The sequence below is a fragment of the Lepagella muris genome, from assembly GCF_004793975.1.
Lineage (GTDB): Bacteria > Bacteroidota > Bacteroidia > Bacteroidales > Muribaculaceae > Lepagella > Lepagella muris.
The window spans coordinates 186,169-204,582 of record NZ_SRYB01000006.1; the positions used below are offsets into that span (position 1 = coordinate 186,169).

The window sequence follows — 18,414 nt, forward strand, 5'->3', positions numbered from 1 at the left end:
GCGCAAGCTGGAAACTTGCTTTCCCAGGCGTTAGTCACGGGAGAAAAGGTCGCGGGTATAGACCTTGACAGCGACGTCTTGGAGTTCTTCGCTTGTGCGATTGGCGAGGATAGCTTGGGAGAGTCGCTTAAATTCTGCAAGGTTGTTGACCACGCGGCTGCCGAAGAAGGTGGAGCCATCTTCAAGCGTGGGTTCATAGATGATTACGGTTGCCCCTTTTGCTTTGATGCGTTTCATCACGCCTTGTATTGAAGACTGACGGAAGTTGTCACTATTGCTCTTCATGGTCAGGCGGTACACTCCTATCACACAGTCCTTTTCGTGTGTGGAACCGAAAGTGTTCTGTTGTGTATAGTCGTACCAACCTGCCATTTTGAGCACTTGGTCAGCAATGAAGTCCTTACGTGTGCGGTTGCTCTCGACTATGGCGGTCATCATCTGTTGCGGCACGTTGTCGTAGTTGGCGAGGAGTTGTTTGGTGTCCTTGGGTAGACAGTAGCCACCGTAGCCGAAGGAGGGGTTGTTGTAGTGGGTACCGATACGAGGATCAAGTCCAATACCCTCGATGATTGCCTGTGAATCAAGCCCCTTAACCTCTGCGTATGTATCAAGTTCATTAAAGTAGCTGACGCGGAGGGCAAGATAAGTGTTAGCAAAGAGCTTGACAGCCTCCGCCTCCTTCATACCCATGAAGAGGGTCGGGATATCCTCCTTTATTGCCCCCTGCTTTAACAAACCGGCAAATTCTCGTGCCTTAGCCTCAAGATAGTTCACATCCGCAACCTTCCTTATCGCATCATTCTCCTCCATGAACTCTTCCCTGTCTATCATCTTGGGATAACCTACAATTATTCGGGAGGGATATAGATTGTCGTAGAGAGCCTTTGACTCGCGGAGAAATTCCGGTGAGAAGAGGAGATTGAATTTCTTGACGCCCTTGGCGGCGTATTTTATGTAGAGGGAACGGCAATAGCCAACGGGGATGGTTGACTTGATGACCATGACAGCATCGGGATTGACACTCAGAACGAGGTCAATCACATCCTCAATACAATGGGTATCGAAGTAGTTCTTGACCGGGTCGTAGTTAGTCGGTGCCGCGATCACGACAAAGTCAGCATCGCGATAAGCATGCGCGCCATCAAGGATTGCAGTAAGATCCAAATCCTTTTCCGCGAGATATTTCTCAATGTATTCATCCTGTATGGGTGACTTACGGTTGTTGATGAGTTCCACTTTTTCGGGAATCACATCCACGGCTATTACCATATTGTGTTGAGCGAGAAGAGTCGCTATACTAAGGCCTACATAGCCTGTGCCTGCTACTGCTATTTTCATAATGTGATGAAGCCCCAAGTCAGTCTCTACCCCACTAAAGGGGGAAGGTGAGGTGACGGGGAGGGAATTGTATTTGATTGGGATTTAATTTCTTTTTCTTCTTTTGTTTCTTCGTGTGAAGATTATTCTCTGTGGGCTTGGCGGTCTTTGCGGTTTTAGCTTTGGTTTCGCGCTTCGCGCTCACACTTGAAACAAAACGGCTGCGCGGCACATCTATGCCTTGACTCATCTGCCCTCCAAGCGGTCATGCCGGTGGATTTGCGCAAGCAGGGAAGCTTACGCTCCCGGTTTCGCTCCTCTTTTAGTAGGATGGGAGGAGGTAGGGCGCTGTAGCTCCCCCTTTAGGGGGCTACGTCCAAGGCGAGGGCGGTCGCGGTAGCTACGATGGTGAAGGTGGTGTGGGCGAAGCTGAGGAGGTAGACGGGTTCGGTGCCCTGTTTTGTCTTGATGTCGACGATGGTGGCTTCGCGGCCTTTGAAGGGTCCGGTGTGGATGATCACTTTCTGGGATTTGGCGAACTCTTTGCAATGGGCGAGGATCCATTCCTCGCGGTCGACGAGGTCCACGTCGTCGCGGAAGTCGCGGAGGGCGACCTGGAAGAGTTCGAGTTCGTGCTGGGGCACGATGGCGAAGCGACGGGTGCGGCTGACGCGGAGTACGGAGGCGTCGCGACGCAGGCTGTCGACGAGCATGGCTTCCATGGGGTTGCCTCGGAAGAAGATGAAGCGGCTCACGGCGGAGGATTCGTGTCGGCGGTCGTCGTCAAGGTCAGTCGGGTCGTAGAGTCGGCGCATGGCGTCGGTCTCGGTGCCGAAGATGCCGGAGGCGGCTATGTGACGGCGGAGTCGGTCGCCACGGAAGGTGGTGGAGTAGCTGCAGAGTACGTACCAGTTCTGTTCGAGGAATCCGGAGATGCTCTTGTCGGGGTTGTTGAGCCGGAGGAGTGTCTCGGTGGGTAGTTGGGAGAGACGGTCTTCGGCGGCATAAGTGAGTGCCGACTCGATGTCGTCGGCGGGTGCTCCGGTGGCGGCTGCCACGGTGAGCCATTCGCCGAGGAGGGTCGAGTGGTTGCCGAGTCCGAAGCCTTCACGGAGGAGCCATTTGCGGGCACGTGCCGTGATGCGCTGTGCCTTGGCTGCAATCTGCTCGTCGGTGTCGGTGTCGCTGACCACGCTGAAGAGGTGGTTGCCGGCGGTGCAGATCTTGCCTTCGTTGTGCATTCGGGCGAGGGAGAGGGCGACTGCCGGGACCGGGAGGCTTCTGCCGTACTTCGGCACGAAAATTTCTGAGGGAGCTGAAAATTCTGTGGTTTTGAGGCGGATGATGGCTTCGACGTCGAGGCCGTAGAAGAAGAGTCCGAAGAGGACTATGAGGGCGGCGCGTGCCTCGGTGATGCTTTCGCGGAGCCGGCGCTGTGCGGCGGGATCGTCGGGCTGCCGGGTGATGCCTCGGTTGGCGAAGAGCCATGTCAGACGGCGTGCCAGTTCGCAGGTTTCTTCCTGTGTGTTCAGTTCGATGGGTATCGGGGTCTCTGCCTTCATGTCGAGATGCCAGACCTCTTCGCGGAGCCGGATGAGTGCATCGGGTATGGGGTCGTAGTTGGGTATGAGCCTCATGCGCATTGCGCGGCGGAGGGTGCTCCGCAGGCGTTCGACGCACTCGTTGGAGACGGTCGGGCTGTAGCTACGGACTGTCCCGTCGGTGAGTGCGGTGCCGTAGCCGATGACGAAGGGGGTGGTCTGTGCGAGTCTCATGTCGATGTCCTCACCGTGGCAGTAGTCGCGCAGTGAGTTGGTGAACTGGCTGATCTTGTCGAGGGTGGCACGTGACGTATTTTTCGGTAGCGCGGAATTTTGTAAATCTATGTATGATAGAAGTTTCGGCATCGAAAAGCACTATAACCCACTTCGGGTTTTGAGGGTACACTTATTTTCCCCCTGACTACCTGTGGGTGTCGGGAGGAAAAATCGGGTGTTATGTCGTGGGGATTTTGGCAAGAGCTTGATTCTTAGGCAATCCCGTAGTGTAAAGAGTCCTTCTCTAATTTAGAGTGGGGCTTCTGCTTGCAAAATTAATAAACGCGCATGAATTATACAAATTCAGAACGATTAAATTTCTCTTTTTTTAATAAATTTATGATATGGTCATAATAATATAATATTTTGATAATATTCTAAAAATTAATAATTTATATAACTATTAGATTAAGGTAAATAACTTGCATCATTGGACCTTTACCGATAATCCCAATTAAATATCAGAATAATATTATCGCATAGATTGTGTTGACCAGCATGGTGCATTTTGTTGACCATTTTGCCCCATTTGTTTGCCATTTTTAGGTTCCTAGAAATATATTTATCTAAATATCAACAATGTAATCCACGTTGCCCCACTCTAAATTAGAGACGGGCAAAAATGGCAAACATTTTTTTAGTTCCCATTATAAAAAAAATTCCCCGGTATCTTGCGAAAAGATACCGGGGAATTTTGCTTATACGGCACCCCAAACCCATGGGCTCTGGCACTGAACTCCAGCCAACACATATATGCCGGCTCTTTATCTCCCCCTTTAGGGGGCTGGGGGGCCTATACTTTTAGGGGGCTGGAGCCTATACTTTCGGGGAGCCTATACTTTTAGGGGGCTGGGGGCTTATACCAGCTCTCCTCTCAGCGTCGCGCTGCTGGCGTCGAGGATACGCACTTTCACAAATTGTCCGGGATAGGTATCGCCTTTCGAGAACACCACGACCTTGTTCTGTGATGTGCGACCGAAATGCTCGTCGGCACTGCGTTTTGAGCGTCCCTCCACAAGCACTTCCATCTCTTTCCCCACGTCGCGACGGTTGCTCTCTTCCGACAGCTCGTTCTGCAATGCTATCATACGGTTGAGACGTTCGATCTTGACTTCCTCCGGCACGTTGTCGGGGAGATGCTTCGACGCGAACGTACCGGGTCGTTCGGAGTATTTGAACATGAAGGCGGAATCAAACCCCACCTCTCTCATAAGGCTCAGCGTCTGCTGGAAATCCTCCTCCGTCTCGTTGTGGAATCCGGTGAAGAGATCGGTGGATATACCGGCATCGGGCATCACGCGACGTATCGCCGCCACGCGGTCAAGATACCATTCGCGAGTGTATTTACGGTTCATCAGTTTCAACACGTCGTTGCTACCGCTCTGCACCGGCAGATGGATATGTCGGGCAATATTGGGATAACGCGCCATGGTCTCTATCGTGGCGTCGCACATATCCTTGGGGTGGGATGTGGTGAAACGCACGCGCATCTCCGGAGCAGCCTTAGCCACCATCTCCAGCAATGCCGGGAAACGTGTCTCCACGCCGTGCTCATCCTTATAATTATAACTGTCGACGTTCTGACCGAGAAGCGTAACCTCCTTGAATCCCTTCGCACGAAGGTCGGCAAGTTCGCGGAGTATGCTCTGCGGCTCCCGGCTGCGTTCGCGTCCACGGGTATATGGCACGATACAATAGGAGCAGAAATTGTTGCATCCGCGCATGATGGAGATGAATCCCCCTATCTTTGCAGACCCGAGACGACGCGGCATCACGTCGCGGTAGGTCTCCGTAGTGGAGAGATCGATATTTATGGCTTTCTCTCCGGTCTCGGCAGCGGCGATGAGATTGGGGAGATCGAGGTAGGCATCCGGACCCGCCACGATATCGACACCATATTCATCGATGAGACGATGCTTCAGACGCTCCGCCATACATCCGATCACTCCTATTATAATATTGCGCCCGAGCTTACGGCGCAGGGCGTTCCAGTATGCGAGACGGGAATATATCTTCTGTTCCGCATTTTCACGTATGGAGCAGGTGTTGAGCAGCACGGCGGCAGCCTCGCGATCGTCGTCAGTAGTGGCATATCCCGCCATTTCCATCATGGCGGCGACCACTTCCGAATCAGCCACGTTCATCTGGCATCCGTAGGTTTCTATGCGCACTTTTTTAGAAAAAGTGCAATTTTCCCGGTTTTCGGGCAAAAAAAATGGTTCCATATTAGTATTGAATGGAATAATATCAGTAATTTTGTACAAATTTACTATTTAAATCCTAAGGTTACAAATGAGTATTCCATTTATTTCAGCAGAAGAAGCGGCTTCCTACGTAAATAACGGCGACAATGTCGCACTTTCCGGATTCACTGCTTCGGGAACACCCAAACTTGTACCGAAGGCCATCGCGGAGAGAGCCCGCAGCTTTCATGCGAAAGGAGAGCCCTTCAAAATCAACCTCTACACAGGCGCATCGACGAATGAGTTTGTAGACGGCGAGCTTACCACAGCCAATGCCATCGGGAAGCGTGCACCCTATCAGGGCACTAAGGTGACACGCGAGAGCCTCAACAGGGGTGATATTGATTTCTATGACCCACACCTTAGCCACATGAGCCAGGACATCCGCTATGGATTTATCGGCGACATTGACGTCGCCATCGTCGAGGTTACGGAGATGAATCCGTCGGGCGAGGTGATTCTCGGCGCCGGACTCGGCATGACCCCCACCATCGTGCAGCTTGCGAAGAAGGTTATCATTGAATATTGCTCATACTACCGTACCTCCTTCCGCGGATTCCACGACAACTACGTGCCCCTCGACCCCCCTCATCGCCGTGAGATACCGATCTACAAGCCGTCGGACCGCATAGGCTCGACCGTGCTCCAGATCGACCCCAAGAAGATAATCGGCGTAGTGCCATCCAACGAGTCGGAGAGTGTGAAATCATTCACCCAGCTTAACGACACCACACGTGCCATAGGGCGAAACGTGGCAGCCTTCCTTGCCGCAGAGATGCGTGCCGGAAGAATACCGAAGGAGTTCCTGCCGATACAGAGCGGAGTGGGCAACGTGGCTAACGCTGCCCTATACGGTCTTAATGAGAACGACGACATACCAAGATTCGAGATGTTTACGGAGGTGGTGCAGGATGCCGTGACCGACCTTATGGAGAACGGTAAATGCAGTTTTGCCTCGACATGCGCACTGGCGTTTTCCGACGAGACGATGCTTCATTTCATGGATAACATCAATTTCTACCGCGACAAGCTGCTGATGCGTCCGGGCGAGATTTCGAATCATCCGGAGATCGTGAGACGCCTGGGACTGATAGCCATGAACACTGCGCTGGAATGTGACATCTACGGTAACGTCAACTCTACCCACGTCAACGGCACCTACATGATGAACGGCATAGGCGGTTCAGGCGATTTCTGCCGCAATGCCTATCTCTCCATCTTCCTCTGCCCATCGATACAGAAGGGTGGCGCACTGTCGGCAATCGTGCCGATGGTGACTCATGTTGACCATACCGACCACAGTGTGCGCGTCATCGTGACGGAGCAGGGTGTAGCCGACCTGCGCAACAAGGCACCCATGGAGCGGGCACGCACCATCATCGAGAACTGTGTGCATCCCGACTACCGCCCTATCCTGCGCGACTATCTGAAGATAGCCCGCCGGGGTCATTTCCATCATAATCTTGAGGCAGCCTTCGCCCTACACCGTACATTCCAGGAACTCGGCGACATGCGTCTGACTAAATTCTGCTGATCATATCCCAAAGTCACAGACCTTCGGGCAGGTCAAGAAGCCAATCGTCGGTGGATTTCGGATTAGGGAACGTATCGGGAAGACCCGGCGCACGTTTCTCCTGAAATATGCGCCGCAGCTCCTCCGCCTTATTCTTTCTCTTATCGGAAGCTTCCTTGCTCTCCTCCTCAGGCGCAGGGGCATTGGAGGTCATGTCGATGGTCACTTTCGGACGCACCACCTGACGGCTATCCTTCTCTATCGCCAGCTCATCCTCCTCCACGTCGATCGACATATCGGCATGACGCAGCATACGCTCCAGAAATGATATGCGCCTCTCATATTTACGCTTCATCTCCTCCACCTTGACAAGCTGCTGGTTGAATTCCGCAAGTTTGGCATCCACGCTCCTGTGGGTCAGCAGTTCATCACGTGCATCCTCCAGCTCCATCGTGATTCTCTCCAGATCATCGCGCACTTTCAGAAGTTCATCATCCCTCTCTTTAAGTGTAGCGGCAAGGGCATCGCGCTCCGCCGTCAGTTTCAGGCAGAGTATGCGATGCTCATCAAGGTCTTTATTAGCAATAAGAAGATTTTTGTCAAGATTCTCCATCATCATAACTGATTCATCAATTATACCACACGCGATCTTCGGATGACGCAGAATCCTCCACACCGACCACGCCCCACGCTGTGCATACAGTCTCTCCATGCCACATGCTCATCCCGCGGGCTCACGCCTTGCGGACTATGCCGCGTCCCTTCCGTCCGTTGATGGCTATGACGAGAGGATTCTCAAACCTTACGATCCTCACAGTGTCGCTCTCATATACGGCAGGCATTGAGTCAAGATAAGTATCATCGTAGAATCCTTTCTTATGCACGGGATCCACCGTAAAGTATCCTACGCCGAACGATGTCAGGTTCTGGAAGAAATGAGTGCCTTGCGACGGTTCGATATGGTAGCCCGGCAGAGCCGACTCCACTATCAGACGCGCACCGGCTATCTGCGGCCAACGCACCGGCACACCCAATGCCGGGTCGGATGATCCCCATCGTCCCGGACCTATCAGTATGTAGGGCTCGTTGCGGTCTATGAAATCCTTATTTATCTGCTCTATCTCCTTCGCCACCTCGGGATTGCGCATACTGTTGAACGACTTCGGCTTCACATAGACCACGTGGCGCACACCCTCCATCACGCCATGACCGAGGGCTGATTCCGAACGCAGAATCAGATCGTTGTCATCGACGTCGAGGATTGAATCGTCGAGCATCTCCTTCTTGTCGACAATCGGGCGGATCTGTAGCCAATATAGCGTGCCCTTATGCTCACTCTTCATGGCATCCGGATTGATCACGCCGGCAAACTCTATCTCCACGGGACGCCCCATCTCATACTGCCCTGTGGAGAGCATGAAATCTACGGCATCAGCGAGAGGATATACCTTCTGGCGCAACACGTTGGCAAACGTGACGAGCCTTCTGCCGTTGCCGAAGGCGGAATCGCGTATCATGCGGTCCTGGAAATCGAAGGTGGAGATAAGATATTTCAACGCCCCGGTCTTGAAGGCATCAGCCACCGGCACCTTAACGATGTTGAAACCGTCGTCAGTCTTGAAATCCATGCTTTCCGGAGTATCCTGCGACAGTGCGTAGAGCTTGGTCTGCGTGTCGCGCAAGGCAAGGTCAACGGTTGACGTCTGTAGCACATGGTCGGGATGCTTCGGCGAGAACCGTAGGGAGAGTCCTCCGTCAACAATATATTTACCCAAACCGGCGGCAACCTCCACCACTCCATCCTCAGCCACCTCTTCATTGATGGGATAATAGTTGAGCGAACGCCCCACGCCCGAGAAACTGGGATAATAGTATTCTCCGTGCATGTCACCCACCACCTCCTGAAGGATTATCGCCATCTTCTCCTGATCGATGACGTTGCTCGTGGCGTTCATATATGCCTTGGAGTCGGCAAAGAATACCGAGGCATAGACGCTCTTCACCGCGTCACACAGCATACGCAGACGCACCTTCTTATCGTCGAGATGCGGGATCATGTAGGTGGAGTAGATTCCGGCGAAGGGCTGATAATGTGAATCCTCAAGCAGCGAGGAACTTCTGACGGCTATCGGCTTGTCGATCACGTCAAACAGGGCAAGGAAATCCCCTATCAGGCTCTCAGGCAGACGCGCATGAAGGAAATGACGCAGGATCTCATCGTCCGGACGGCTTGACAATGCCACGGGATAAAGATTGTTCATCTCCATAAACTGGTCGAACATGTCGGTGCAGAGCACCACGGTGCGCGGGATCTTGATCTCCACTCCCTGGAAATCGTCACACACCGGATTGCGCTTTATTATCTGGTCGATAAACGCCAGTCCACGCCCCTTGCCCCCCAATGATCCTTCGCCGATACGTGCGAAGTTGCTGTAGAAGTCAAAGCGGTCCTTACGGAATATCGCCACGACACCACGGTTCTTCATCCGGCGGTATTTCACGATACACTCAAACAGGAGCTTTCTCACCACGGGCGCCTCCTCCATCTTGGTGAAACGGTAGGTCTTGACCACCTCCGCGATGGGGAACAGGGCTCTTGAATATAGCCAGCGTGACACGTCGTTGCTGCTGCAATGATAGAAGAGCGAATCTGACGGTATGTTGAAGACGTTGGTCTGCAACCCTTTCAGATCGCGTATCCTCATTATCTCCATGCCGGTAGATGGATCGGTCACTATGAAATCGCCGAAACCGAAATGCCTGCCTACGGCATTCCGGAGATCCTGCGGGAGAGTCTTGGAATTCTTGTCGAGGAACACGTACCCCCGGCTTTCCGCCTTCTCCTTGTTCTCGCTCTCCTGGCTCTCGATAATTATAGGCATGTAGGGGCATTTCTCCCTCACATGGTCGGCGAAACGGATTCCGGCATCCGGATCCTTCTCCCCCGCCACGGGGAAACGCACGTCGGATATCACGCCGAGTATATGATCGCCATACTTGTCGTAGAGAGCCATCGCCTCCTCATAATCACGAGCAAAAAGCACTTTCGGACGCCCTCTCATTCGCAGCATCCGTTCGTGGTCGTTGAGTGCCTCTGTGGAGAACTCCATCGACTGCTTGAGAAGATATTTGAAGAGATGCGGCAGCACTGAGGAATAAAACCGTATGGAATCCTCAATGAGGATTATAGCCTGCACGCCCACCTCCAGAATATCGTTCTCCGCATTCATGCGGTCTTCTATCAGCTTTATTATCGCAAGGATAAGGTCAACGTTTCCAAGCCATGAGAACACGTAGTCCACTCCGGCAAGATCCTCGTTTGCAATCCGCCGTCTCACCTCCTTCGAGAAGGGGGTGAGCACGACGAACGGTATCTCGGGATACATGCCATCGATCTTACGCGCCTCACGAAACGTCTCGCTCACGTCGACACCCGGCATGGCGATTATCAGGTCGAAGCTCTTACGCGCCAGAGCCTCATACGCCTCGGCATAATTTGCGGCCTTCTCGAAACGCGGTGGCGACGAGAGGTTGAGCGACACGTATTCAAAATATACCTGTTCCTCCACGCGTCCGTCCTCCTCCATCATGAAAGCATCGTATGGAGTGGCGATCAGGAGCACGTTGAAGATGCGCTTCTGCATGAGTTGCTGGAATGCCGTGTCCTTCAGGTAAAGGCGCGACAGCAACGAGTCGTTTACGTTGACCATTGTTCGTTTTTGGGTTATCCTTCGTTTTTAGTCAGGAATTCATCGAGAGCGGCAGTCATCGACGGAGTCTCCTTTGTGGGTGCCTCTATGTCAAGACGCAGCCCGGCATCCTTCACGGCTTTTGATGTGGACGGACCGAACGCGCCGATACATACCGGCTGTTTCCCGTCTTTGCCGAAATCGGGGAAATTCTTCATCAACGACTCTATGCCGGCAGGGCTAAAGAAAATCAGCAGGTCGTAATCAAACGGCTCGTCGGGAGTGAAGTCGTTGCTCACCGTGCGGTACATGACGGCAGGCGTGTAGTTGATCTTATTGTCAGCTATCACGGGGAGAGTGTCGGTCTGAACGTCGGAGATCGGGAAAAGGAATTTCTCCTTGCTGTTCTTCAGTATGGCCTGCACAAACTGACTGTCGTCAAGCTTCCCGGTGATGCCGAACGAGATCTTACGCTTGCGATACACGATGTACTTCTGCAAATAAAGCGCGATCTGCTCCGACGTGCAGAAATAGCGCATCGTGTCGGGCACGTTGAATCGGCATTCCTCACACAGACGGAAATAATGGTCGACTGCCGTGCGTGACGTGAATATCACTGCGGTGTAATCCGCAAGATTAATCTTAAACTGCCGGAATTCCTTCGCCGAGAGCCCCTCCACCTTTATCATGGGACGGAAGATGATCTCTACGTCATGACGTTTTGCTATGTCAAAATAAGGCGACTTCTCGGAAGTCGGCTGTGGTTGTGAAACTAAAATTTTTTTTATTTTCATCATCTTATTATTTTAGCATCTCCTATATGACGGATTCGCATCCTGCAATGACCACATCATCACCGTTGCCACCGTTTTTTCCGGTCTTTTACGGCTGTTTTGTGGCTTTTGCCTAATGCAAAAATCCGCAAAGCCATATTGCTGCTAAGTAGGTAAGAATCAAAGGAACTATTTCCAGACTGCAAAGGTAATACAAAAAAAGGAGCCATGAGGAAAATTGAGTGAAAAAAATCCGAAATCCTTTCCAGATGAATACAATTTTCGATAATACGAACGATGCAAGTCCCACCCATAGGAATATTTCAAGCCACTGAGGCCAGCACAGCAGCATCAGTGCAAGCGGGAAATATATGAAGCCGAGCAGCCCTTGCGCGGCGGTGAATCCCTTGAGCCAGATCTCGGCGTGACGGCGGTCGGAAAAAACGGTCCCGACAAGATAATAGGCGGTAGCCATGAAGCAGGAATACACCACCCCGACCCCCATGCAGATACCCACAGACGCTGCCTTGTGCTCGGTCAGGGCACTCAGACCCAAGCTAAAGTATTCGGGCACGCGTGACACCATCATCTCTATCGCACCATAGAGCAGCACTCCCATGGAGCAGCTGCACATCAGGTTGAGCAGGACAAGGAAACTCGTCTCGCGCACTGTCTCGTCAAACACATTGCTGCGGATACGCACCTTGATAAGGTTGCGAATCATCACCGATATGTATTTACGGCTATCGCGGAAGCGCAACCCTATCACGCAGAACAGCAACAGGAATACCCCGTAGATGTACGACATATCCCAAGCCATGTCGTTGCGCTGTCCGACGTGCTCCACTTCCGGCGGCGTCAGCAGCACCCCGTAGTGATGCTCCGCCGGCACACTGTCGGCGACTATGCTGTCGGGTTGCTCCCCGGCAATGGCGACGTTGCGGAGCGTATCAGCCTTATGGACGGCAGACACCCTCTTCGCCGGGATGATGCTGTCGGACGCCATGCTGACAGATTGGATGCTGTCGGCGTCTTCCATCATAACCAACCCTCCTTCTTATACCATTCAGCCGCACGACGCATCCCCTCATGGAGATCTATCTTGGGATCGAAGCCGAAGCCTTCCCGGGCTTTGGATATGCTCACCCTCCAGTTGCGCTGCTTCATTATATTGTATTTGTCGCTGTTCAATGTGGATGGCTTCATGCGTGCCACGCCCCATTTCTCGGCTATTGCCGACACTATCCTGAGCCCCCACAACGGCACCCGGACCGGGATGACTACAGATTTCCCCACCACTTCGGCGGCTATCTTGCGGAACTCCTTCTGCGTGTAGTCGCGTCCTTCGGCTATATTGTAGGTCTCCCCTACCGCTGAGCGTTCAAGCGCGTCGTAGATGGCTCGCGCAAGGTCCTCCACGTAGATAAACGTGAGCACCTGCCGCTTGTATCCCACGGAGAAATCAAACCCTTTCTTCACCGATTCCAGCATTAGGAAGTAGTCCTTGTCGCGCGGTCCGTATATACCGGTGGCACGGAATATGATGTAGGGTATGCTGCTCATGGCAAGCTGCATCTCCGCCTTCAGCTTCGACGCTCCGTAACGCGTGTTGGGATGCGGGATCATCTTCTCCGTGAAGGGGGTATAGTCCTTCTCATCGCCGGGACCCACTACTGAAAGCGAACTCATATAGAGCATCTTCTCAGGCATCATTCCCGTAGACTTGACCGCCTCCGTGAATATTCTCAGATAGTCGTAGTTGATTTTGGAGAAATCTGAGAAACTGAGACATTTGGTTGCGCCGAGATTATATATGATCCAATCCCACTTCTCCCCTTCGGGAAGAGTAGTGGTCATCATTCTCTTTATCTGCTCATAGTCGTCGAAATCAAATTCCACAAACCTGATTCTCTCATCGGCAAGATACTTGCGCGATGTGGAGCTTCTGACGCCTGCCCATACCTCATAGCCACGACGCAGCCCCTCCTCTACGATGAAACCGCCGGCAAACCCGCCGGCACCAACCACAAGCACCTTCTTCTTATCCATCGCTTCTTATAATTTCAAATTCATAACCCTGATCCTTCAGCCACTGCAGCGACTCCGGCAGCGCGGTCATTATTCGCGGCAGACTTTTCAATGAGTCGTGAAACACGATTATCGAGCCATCGCGACAGAACCGCTTTACGTTTTCCACCACATCTTCCGGCGACATGTGCCGGCTGTAGTCGCGGGTGACAAGATCATACATTATCACCTTATAGTGCTTCTTCAACGCGCTCAGCTGGCGTGGACGAAGCCAACCATGGGGAGGACGGAAGAGAGTGGAGCCCGTCAGACGAGCCCCCTCGGCAGAATCACGCATGTATCTCATAGTGGTCGCGCTGGCTCCCTGAAGATGATGGAGAGTATGGTTGCCCACGGCATGACCGCGGCGTCTCACCTCTTCAAGCAACTCCGGATGACGCTCCACATTCTGCCCCACCATAAAAAACGTGGCCTTGACTCCGAAACGGTCGAGCACGTCAAGCACCCAGGGTGTCGCTTCGGGTATGGGTCCGTCGTCAAACGTCAGAAACACTCTTTTCTTTCCTCCGGGGGAACCCGGGAGCCGAAAAACGGCTCCCGGGAAAAGCCACCTGAACCATCTTGGAGGACGTTCTATAAACATAGCCTTCTTTTCCTGTTTAAAGGTCTATCCCGACCATATTCCGTCGTCAGAGACCCATTTCCGGATGGCGTTTCGCAAATTCCTCGCTTAGACGTTTCGTGCGTGCCATGTCAAGACGGTTGAAGTTGTCATATTTTTTAAGCATCTCGTCGGTGCCCCCCACGCTATGGAAATATTTCAACGCGGTGTAGAGCATGGAGTCGATCGCACGCTCATCATCCGAACGTTTGGCATATTCCTCCGGTGAGAGACCGGCAAGCTCGTTGGAAATCTCACAATACTTGGCAATCTCCTCGGCATACGAGTCAAGAGTGGCGGAATTGGGCTGCTCGCCGCTTACCTCTGTCGAAGTATAGTCCTGGCTCCCGGTGCCGTAAAGACGGTTGTAGTTCTTCTCGAGATCCTCCATGGTCAGACCATAGTGTTTCACGAGTTCATCCACCTTCTTGCTGTCGCCGCCGAATTGCTCATACATGCTTGCGAAATGATAGAACTGGTAAGGCACCAGGCGTGACTCCACTGTGAGCGAAGGATTGCCGAAGCTCATAGCCATCTCGCGGTTGTAGGCAAGATACGGAGCATATCTCTCCATGAGCTTCCAAAGCACATCGAGTCCTCGGTCGGTGAGTTTCTTATCGTCGAGACGTTTCTTCTCGCCAAGCTCGCAATACACCTGACCGAGCGTCGAGGCTATGCTCAACCCGTATGGAGCAGTCACCTCCGGCAGATTGTTTGCCATAAGATCAGCCACCTCAAGAGCCTTCTTATAATCTTCCCTCTTAGCCACTGAATCAGGATTTGTATCGCCCTGATAGATTAGCTCGGAAGCCACGTCAAGCATCGATGAGCGCGTGGTCAGAAGCATCCTGCGGGCTGTCTCGTCAAAATAAGGCACCTTGCCATCCTTTGCATCGGCACCACCCCAACGGTATTTCTTGGTCACAACGTCGTAAGCCCTGTCGGTACGTGCCGGCAACCCCTCCTGTATCGTCGGCACAAGCTGGTGAGCCATGCCTGTTGAACGCATATATGGGGATAACCCGACGTGATAATCAGAACCGACTGTAGTCACCCAATATATCGGGCGTTTCCAGCCGTTGGCGGCATTCGTCGCGACTATGTCAAGCATCAGTATCTCGCCGAGGCTCAGATAGCCCTTCGCACGGTAAGTCTCCGTATTTCTGAGATTGACCACTATATTGTCGACTATGTTGGCTGTATCAGACGGAGCCACAAGACCACGCTTCACGACAGCCTCCTTATCCACAGGTATACTGATTATGCCACTCGGCATAGTGGGATAGCCGGTCTCTGCACGTCCGCCACCCTCATATACAATCTTAAGACTGCTGAGGAGATCTGCCGGAGCATTCTCACGCCCGAGAATAGTGACGTCGGAGCGTCCGTAGGCGTAATCCTTCGGAGTAGCGGTGAAATCCACCGGTGCTGAATCATACGCCTGCTGGCGCATCTGGTTGGCATACCAGTCGGAATTGAGATAGCTCAGGTTGATTATGCGCACGTCAGGACGCACGCCCTCTACCTCCTGGGCATACCATAACGGGAACGTGTCGTTATCGCCGTTACAGAATACTATCGCATTCGGTTCAAGGCTCTCGAGATAGTTGATTGCATAATCGCGGGCGGCAAACCTGTGGGAACGGTCATGGTCATCCCAGGTCTGGCTCACCATCTGCAACGGCACGATCATGCCGATGACGGCGGCTGCCATAGCTGCAATCCTTGATTTAGATGCAAGCGATGCCGGCTCGTTCACCACATTCTCCGGCTGGATCTCCTCCTCATCCGTGAGTTTTGCCACTCCTGCCTGCCGCTTCTTGCGGTCGGAATCCATCACGTATAGAATCATTCTCCACAATGCAGCCACTCCCATACCTATCCAGATGGCGTATGCATAGAATGATCCGGCGAAGGCATAGTCACGCTCACGCGGCTGGTTGGGCGGCTGATTTAGGTAAAGCACAATCGCTATTCCCGTCATAAAGAAGAGGAAGAATACTACCCAGAACTGCTCTATGCCACGTTTCCCGGCAAACGACTGCCATATCAATCCAAGAATGCCGAGTATCAGCGGGAGCATGAAGTAGACGTTATGCCCCTGATTCCCCTTACCGAGGTCATCGGGAAGAAGGCTCTGGTCGCCAAGACGCGGATTGTCGATAAACGGTATGCCCGAAATCCAGTTGCCGGCATCGAGTTCACCCTGCTGGTTGTTGATGTCGTTCTGGCGTCCGGCAAAGTTCCACATGAAATATCGGAGATACATGTGGTTGAGCTGGTAATTGAAGAAATAAGAGAGATTCTGCATGAATGAAGGCTTGAACGCATATTTCTCAGGATATGCAAATGAGCCTGTCACTTCATTATATCTCGGCTCCTTCTGAAGATCATATTCCTGCACCTTCTCCCCCGTGACGGGATCGACGGCACTGAGAGCCTTGAGCTGGTCAGGCATAGTGTCGAGACGCACCCACTGAGAATATGCATCACGATGCTGGCGGCTGTAGATTCGCGGGAAGAGCATGTTGAGCTCAGGATTCATCTTTGCCTCCGGCTTATAGTCTTTCTTCACGTAGTAATCACCGCCACGGCTTGCCAATGCATGGTTGCTTGCCATCTCTCCGGCATCGAGAAAACCGTATTCAGATACAGGATCGATACCCTTCACCCCTTTCACGTAAAGAGGTTTCCCCGGTTCGATTACCGGCGAATAATACGGGGTGGCGAGCACGACGGGACTTCCATCCTCTCGATAAGTAACCGTATCGCGCGACATACCCGTCAGTTTCTTCATCGGTGCGGAATAGAGAGTCTCACCATAGAGAAGAGGATTCTCTCCATACTGCTCACGGTTGAGATATGAAGCGAGATCAAACACGTTATCGGGAGAGTTCTGGTTCATCGGGGTGTCGGCACTTGAACGGATAAGAATCAGTGCGTAGCTTGAATAACCCACGAAAATCACGGCGATGCTCCACATCGCTACCGACATGACACGCACCGGAAGTTTGTTGCCATATTTCGTGAACATCAGCACAGCCACGATTGCAAGGATGATCCATCCGATCAGGAACCCGTTGCCGAAGAAGAATATTCCGGATATCGCAAGGGCAGCGAGGAAAGAGAGGCGTATCATCAGTCCGCTCTTCTGCATCCCCAATGAATAAATAGCCCATACAAATACAGCTGCCGTCACAACCACGTATACCAATGCGCCGCTGTTGTAGCTCATGTGGAAACTATTCACAAATAGGAGCTCAAACTGCTGTGCCACCTTTATGAAGCCCGGCACAAGACCATAGAGCACAAGGAAGACTATCACAAACGATACGGCAAGCGTCAGCAAGGATTTCACAAGGTTCATGTCCTTCCATTTCTTGTAGGCAAACACCAAGACTATGGCGGGGATGCACAAGAGGTTTAGAAGATGGACAGCGATGCTGACTCCGATCACGTAGGCTATCAGTATGAGATAACGGTCGGAATGAGGCTCATCCGCCCGGTTCTCCCATTTCAGGATAAGCCAGAACACTAAGGCTGTGCAGAAAGAGGAGAACGCATATACCTCGCCCTCCACTGCCGAAAACCAGAATGTGTCGCTCCAGCAATATGCAAGCGAGCCGACAAGACCGCTCCCCATTATAGCCACGTATTGCTGAATTGAGATCTCACCATCCTGACCATCCTTCACCACAAGCTTACGCACAAGATGAGTAATCGTCCAGAATAGCAATAGAATTGTAAGCGCACTGAGCAGACCGCTCATGGCATTCACCATGACAGATATCGACTGCACATCCGGTGCGAAATTTGCGAAAAACCGGGCAGTAAGCATAAATATAGGGTTGCCCGGTGGATGACCTACTTCAAGCTTGTCAGCTTGGATAATAAACTCGCCACAATCCCAATACGAGGCAGTTGGCTCAAGAGTGAGCCAATAGGTGGCAAGGGCGATGGCAAACACTATCCATCCACCCACATTGTTGATCAACTGATATTTTCTTGTAATCATTCCGTAAACTGATATTCAGAATGGGAAAAAAGCATATATAGGCAAAAAATGCCCTGTAATCTGCAAAATTAGTCAAAATCCGTAATATAACAAAAACAAAATCAACGCCACCTCACAATATCGCAATTATTCTCAAATTGATAATTTGCCATTACCGTCAAATCGTCAAATTGTCAATACTGTCAATAATGACAATAATGACAGTATTGACAAAGAAGTCCAAGAGGTCCAAGAAGTCCAAGAAGTCCAAGAGGTTGCTATCCCCTCCGGGGATAACAACAACCACCACAACAAAAAAGAAAGCCGGCTGATCGCTCAGTCGGCTTCCATAAGGCGGCGATTACCTACTCTCCCGCTC

Annotated in this window: 11 protein-coding genes and 1 pseudogene; 2 read left to right on the forward strand and 10 right to left on the reverse strand. The window is 52.2% G+C overall.

Features of this window, described 5'->3' with window-relative positions; translation table 11 throughout:
* Window positions 1–30: 30 nt before the first annotated feature.
* The 3 genes from E5331_RS06230 to miaB form a co-directional block, all read right to left on the reverse strand.
* Window positions 31–1,338, reverse strand: a complete 1,308-nt coding sequence (locus E5331_RS06230) for a nucleotide sugar dehydrogenase (RefSeq protein WP_123482608.1) — start codon at window positions 1,336–1,338, stop codon at window positions 31–33.
* Window positions 1,339–1,679: 341 nt separating this feature from the next.
* Window positions 1,680–3,224, reverse strand: a complete 1,545-nt coding sequence (locus tag E5331_RS06235; RefSeq protein WP_123482610.1) for a KOW motif-containing protein — start codon at window positions 3,222–3,224, stop codon at window positions 1,680–1,682.
* A 767-nt stretch (window positions 3,225–3,991) separates the two neighbouring features.
* Complete coding sequence (gene miaB, locus E5331_RS06240) at window positions 3,992–5,359, reverse strand: tRNA (N6-isopentenyl adenosine(37)-C2)-methylthiotransferase MiaB (RefSeq protein WP_123482611.1); 1,368 nt, start codon at window positions 5,357–5,359, stop codon at window positions 3,992–3,994.
* Between the two features lie 67 nt (window positions 5,360–5,426).
* Here miaB and E5331_RS06245 point away from each other — a divergent pair, with 67 nt between their 5' ends.
* Window positions 5,427–6,911, forward strand: coding sequence for a butyryl-CoA:acetate CoA transferase (locus E5331_RS06245; RefSeq protein WP_123482612.1), 1,485 nt, complete (start codon window positions 5,427–5,429; stop codon window positions 6,909–6,911).
* A gap of 13 nt (window positions 6,912–6,924) precedes the next feature.
* On the opposite strand, the gene E5331_RS06250 is transcribed toward E5331_RS06245, so the two are convergent.
* The 7 genes and pseudogenes from E5331_RS06250 to E5331_RS20635 form a co-directional block, all read right to left on the reverse strand.
* Window positions 6,925–7,602 (reverse strand): coiled-coil domain-containing protein, encoded by a 678-nt coding sequence (locus tag E5331_RS06250; protein WP_123482613.1) that lies wholly within the window; start codon window positions 7,600–7,602, stop codon window positions 6,925–6,927.
* Between the two features lie 22 nt (window positions 7,603–7,624).
* Window positions 7,625–10,600 carry a PEP/pyruvate-binding domain-containing protein gene (locus E5331_RS06255; RefSeq protein ID WP_123482614.1) on the reverse strand — a complete coding sequence of 992 codons (2,976 nt, stop codon included), beginning with the start codon at window positions 10,598–10,600 and terminating at the stop codon, window positions 7,625–7,627.
* Between the two features lie 14 nt (window positions 10,601–10,614).
* A complete protein-coding gene (locus E5331_RS06260; protein ID WP_123482621.1) occupies window positions 10,615–11,373 on the reverse strand; it encodes a uroporphyrinogen-III synthase in 759 nt (252 codons plus the stop codon).
* Between the two features lie 112 nt (window positions 11,374–11,485).
* The gene (locus tag E5331_RS06265; protein WP_123482615.1) at window positions 11,486–12,394 is read right to left on the reverse strand and encodes a DUF4271 domain-containing protein; all 909 of its coding nucleotides are present in this window, start codon (window positions 12,392–12,394) and stop codon (window positions 11,486–11,488) included.
* The gene (locus tag E5331_RS06270; protein WP_123482616.1) at window positions 12,391–13,401 is read right to left on the reverse strand and encodes an NAD-dependent epimerase/dehydratase family protein; all 1,011 of its coding nucleotides are present in this window, start codon (window positions 13,399–13,401) and stop codon (window positions 12,391–12,393) included. Before E5331_RS06270 ends, E5331_RS06265 begins: the two co-directional genes overlap by 4 nt.
* Window positions 13,394–14,023, reverse strand: coding sequence for a polysaccharide deacetylase family protein (locus E5331_RS06275; protein ID WP_135984261.1), 630 nt, complete (start codon window positions 14,021–14,023; stop codon window positions 13,394–13,396). Before E5331_RS06275 ends, E5331_RS06270 begins: the two co-directional genes overlap by 8 nt.
* Before the next feature lie 1,443 nt (window positions 14,024–15,466).
* Window positions 15,467–18,056: pseudogene (locus E5331_RS20635) on the reverse strand (protein O-mannosyl-transferase family); the annotation flags it as partial.
* 145 nt (window positions 18,057–18,201) lie between these two features.
* Here E5331_RS20635 and E5331_RS20640 point away from each other — a divergent pair.
* Window positions 18,202–18,414 (forward strand): hypothetical protein (locus tag E5331_RS20640; protein ID WP_275441107.1); only part of this gene is annotated, 213 nt, incomplete at its 3' end.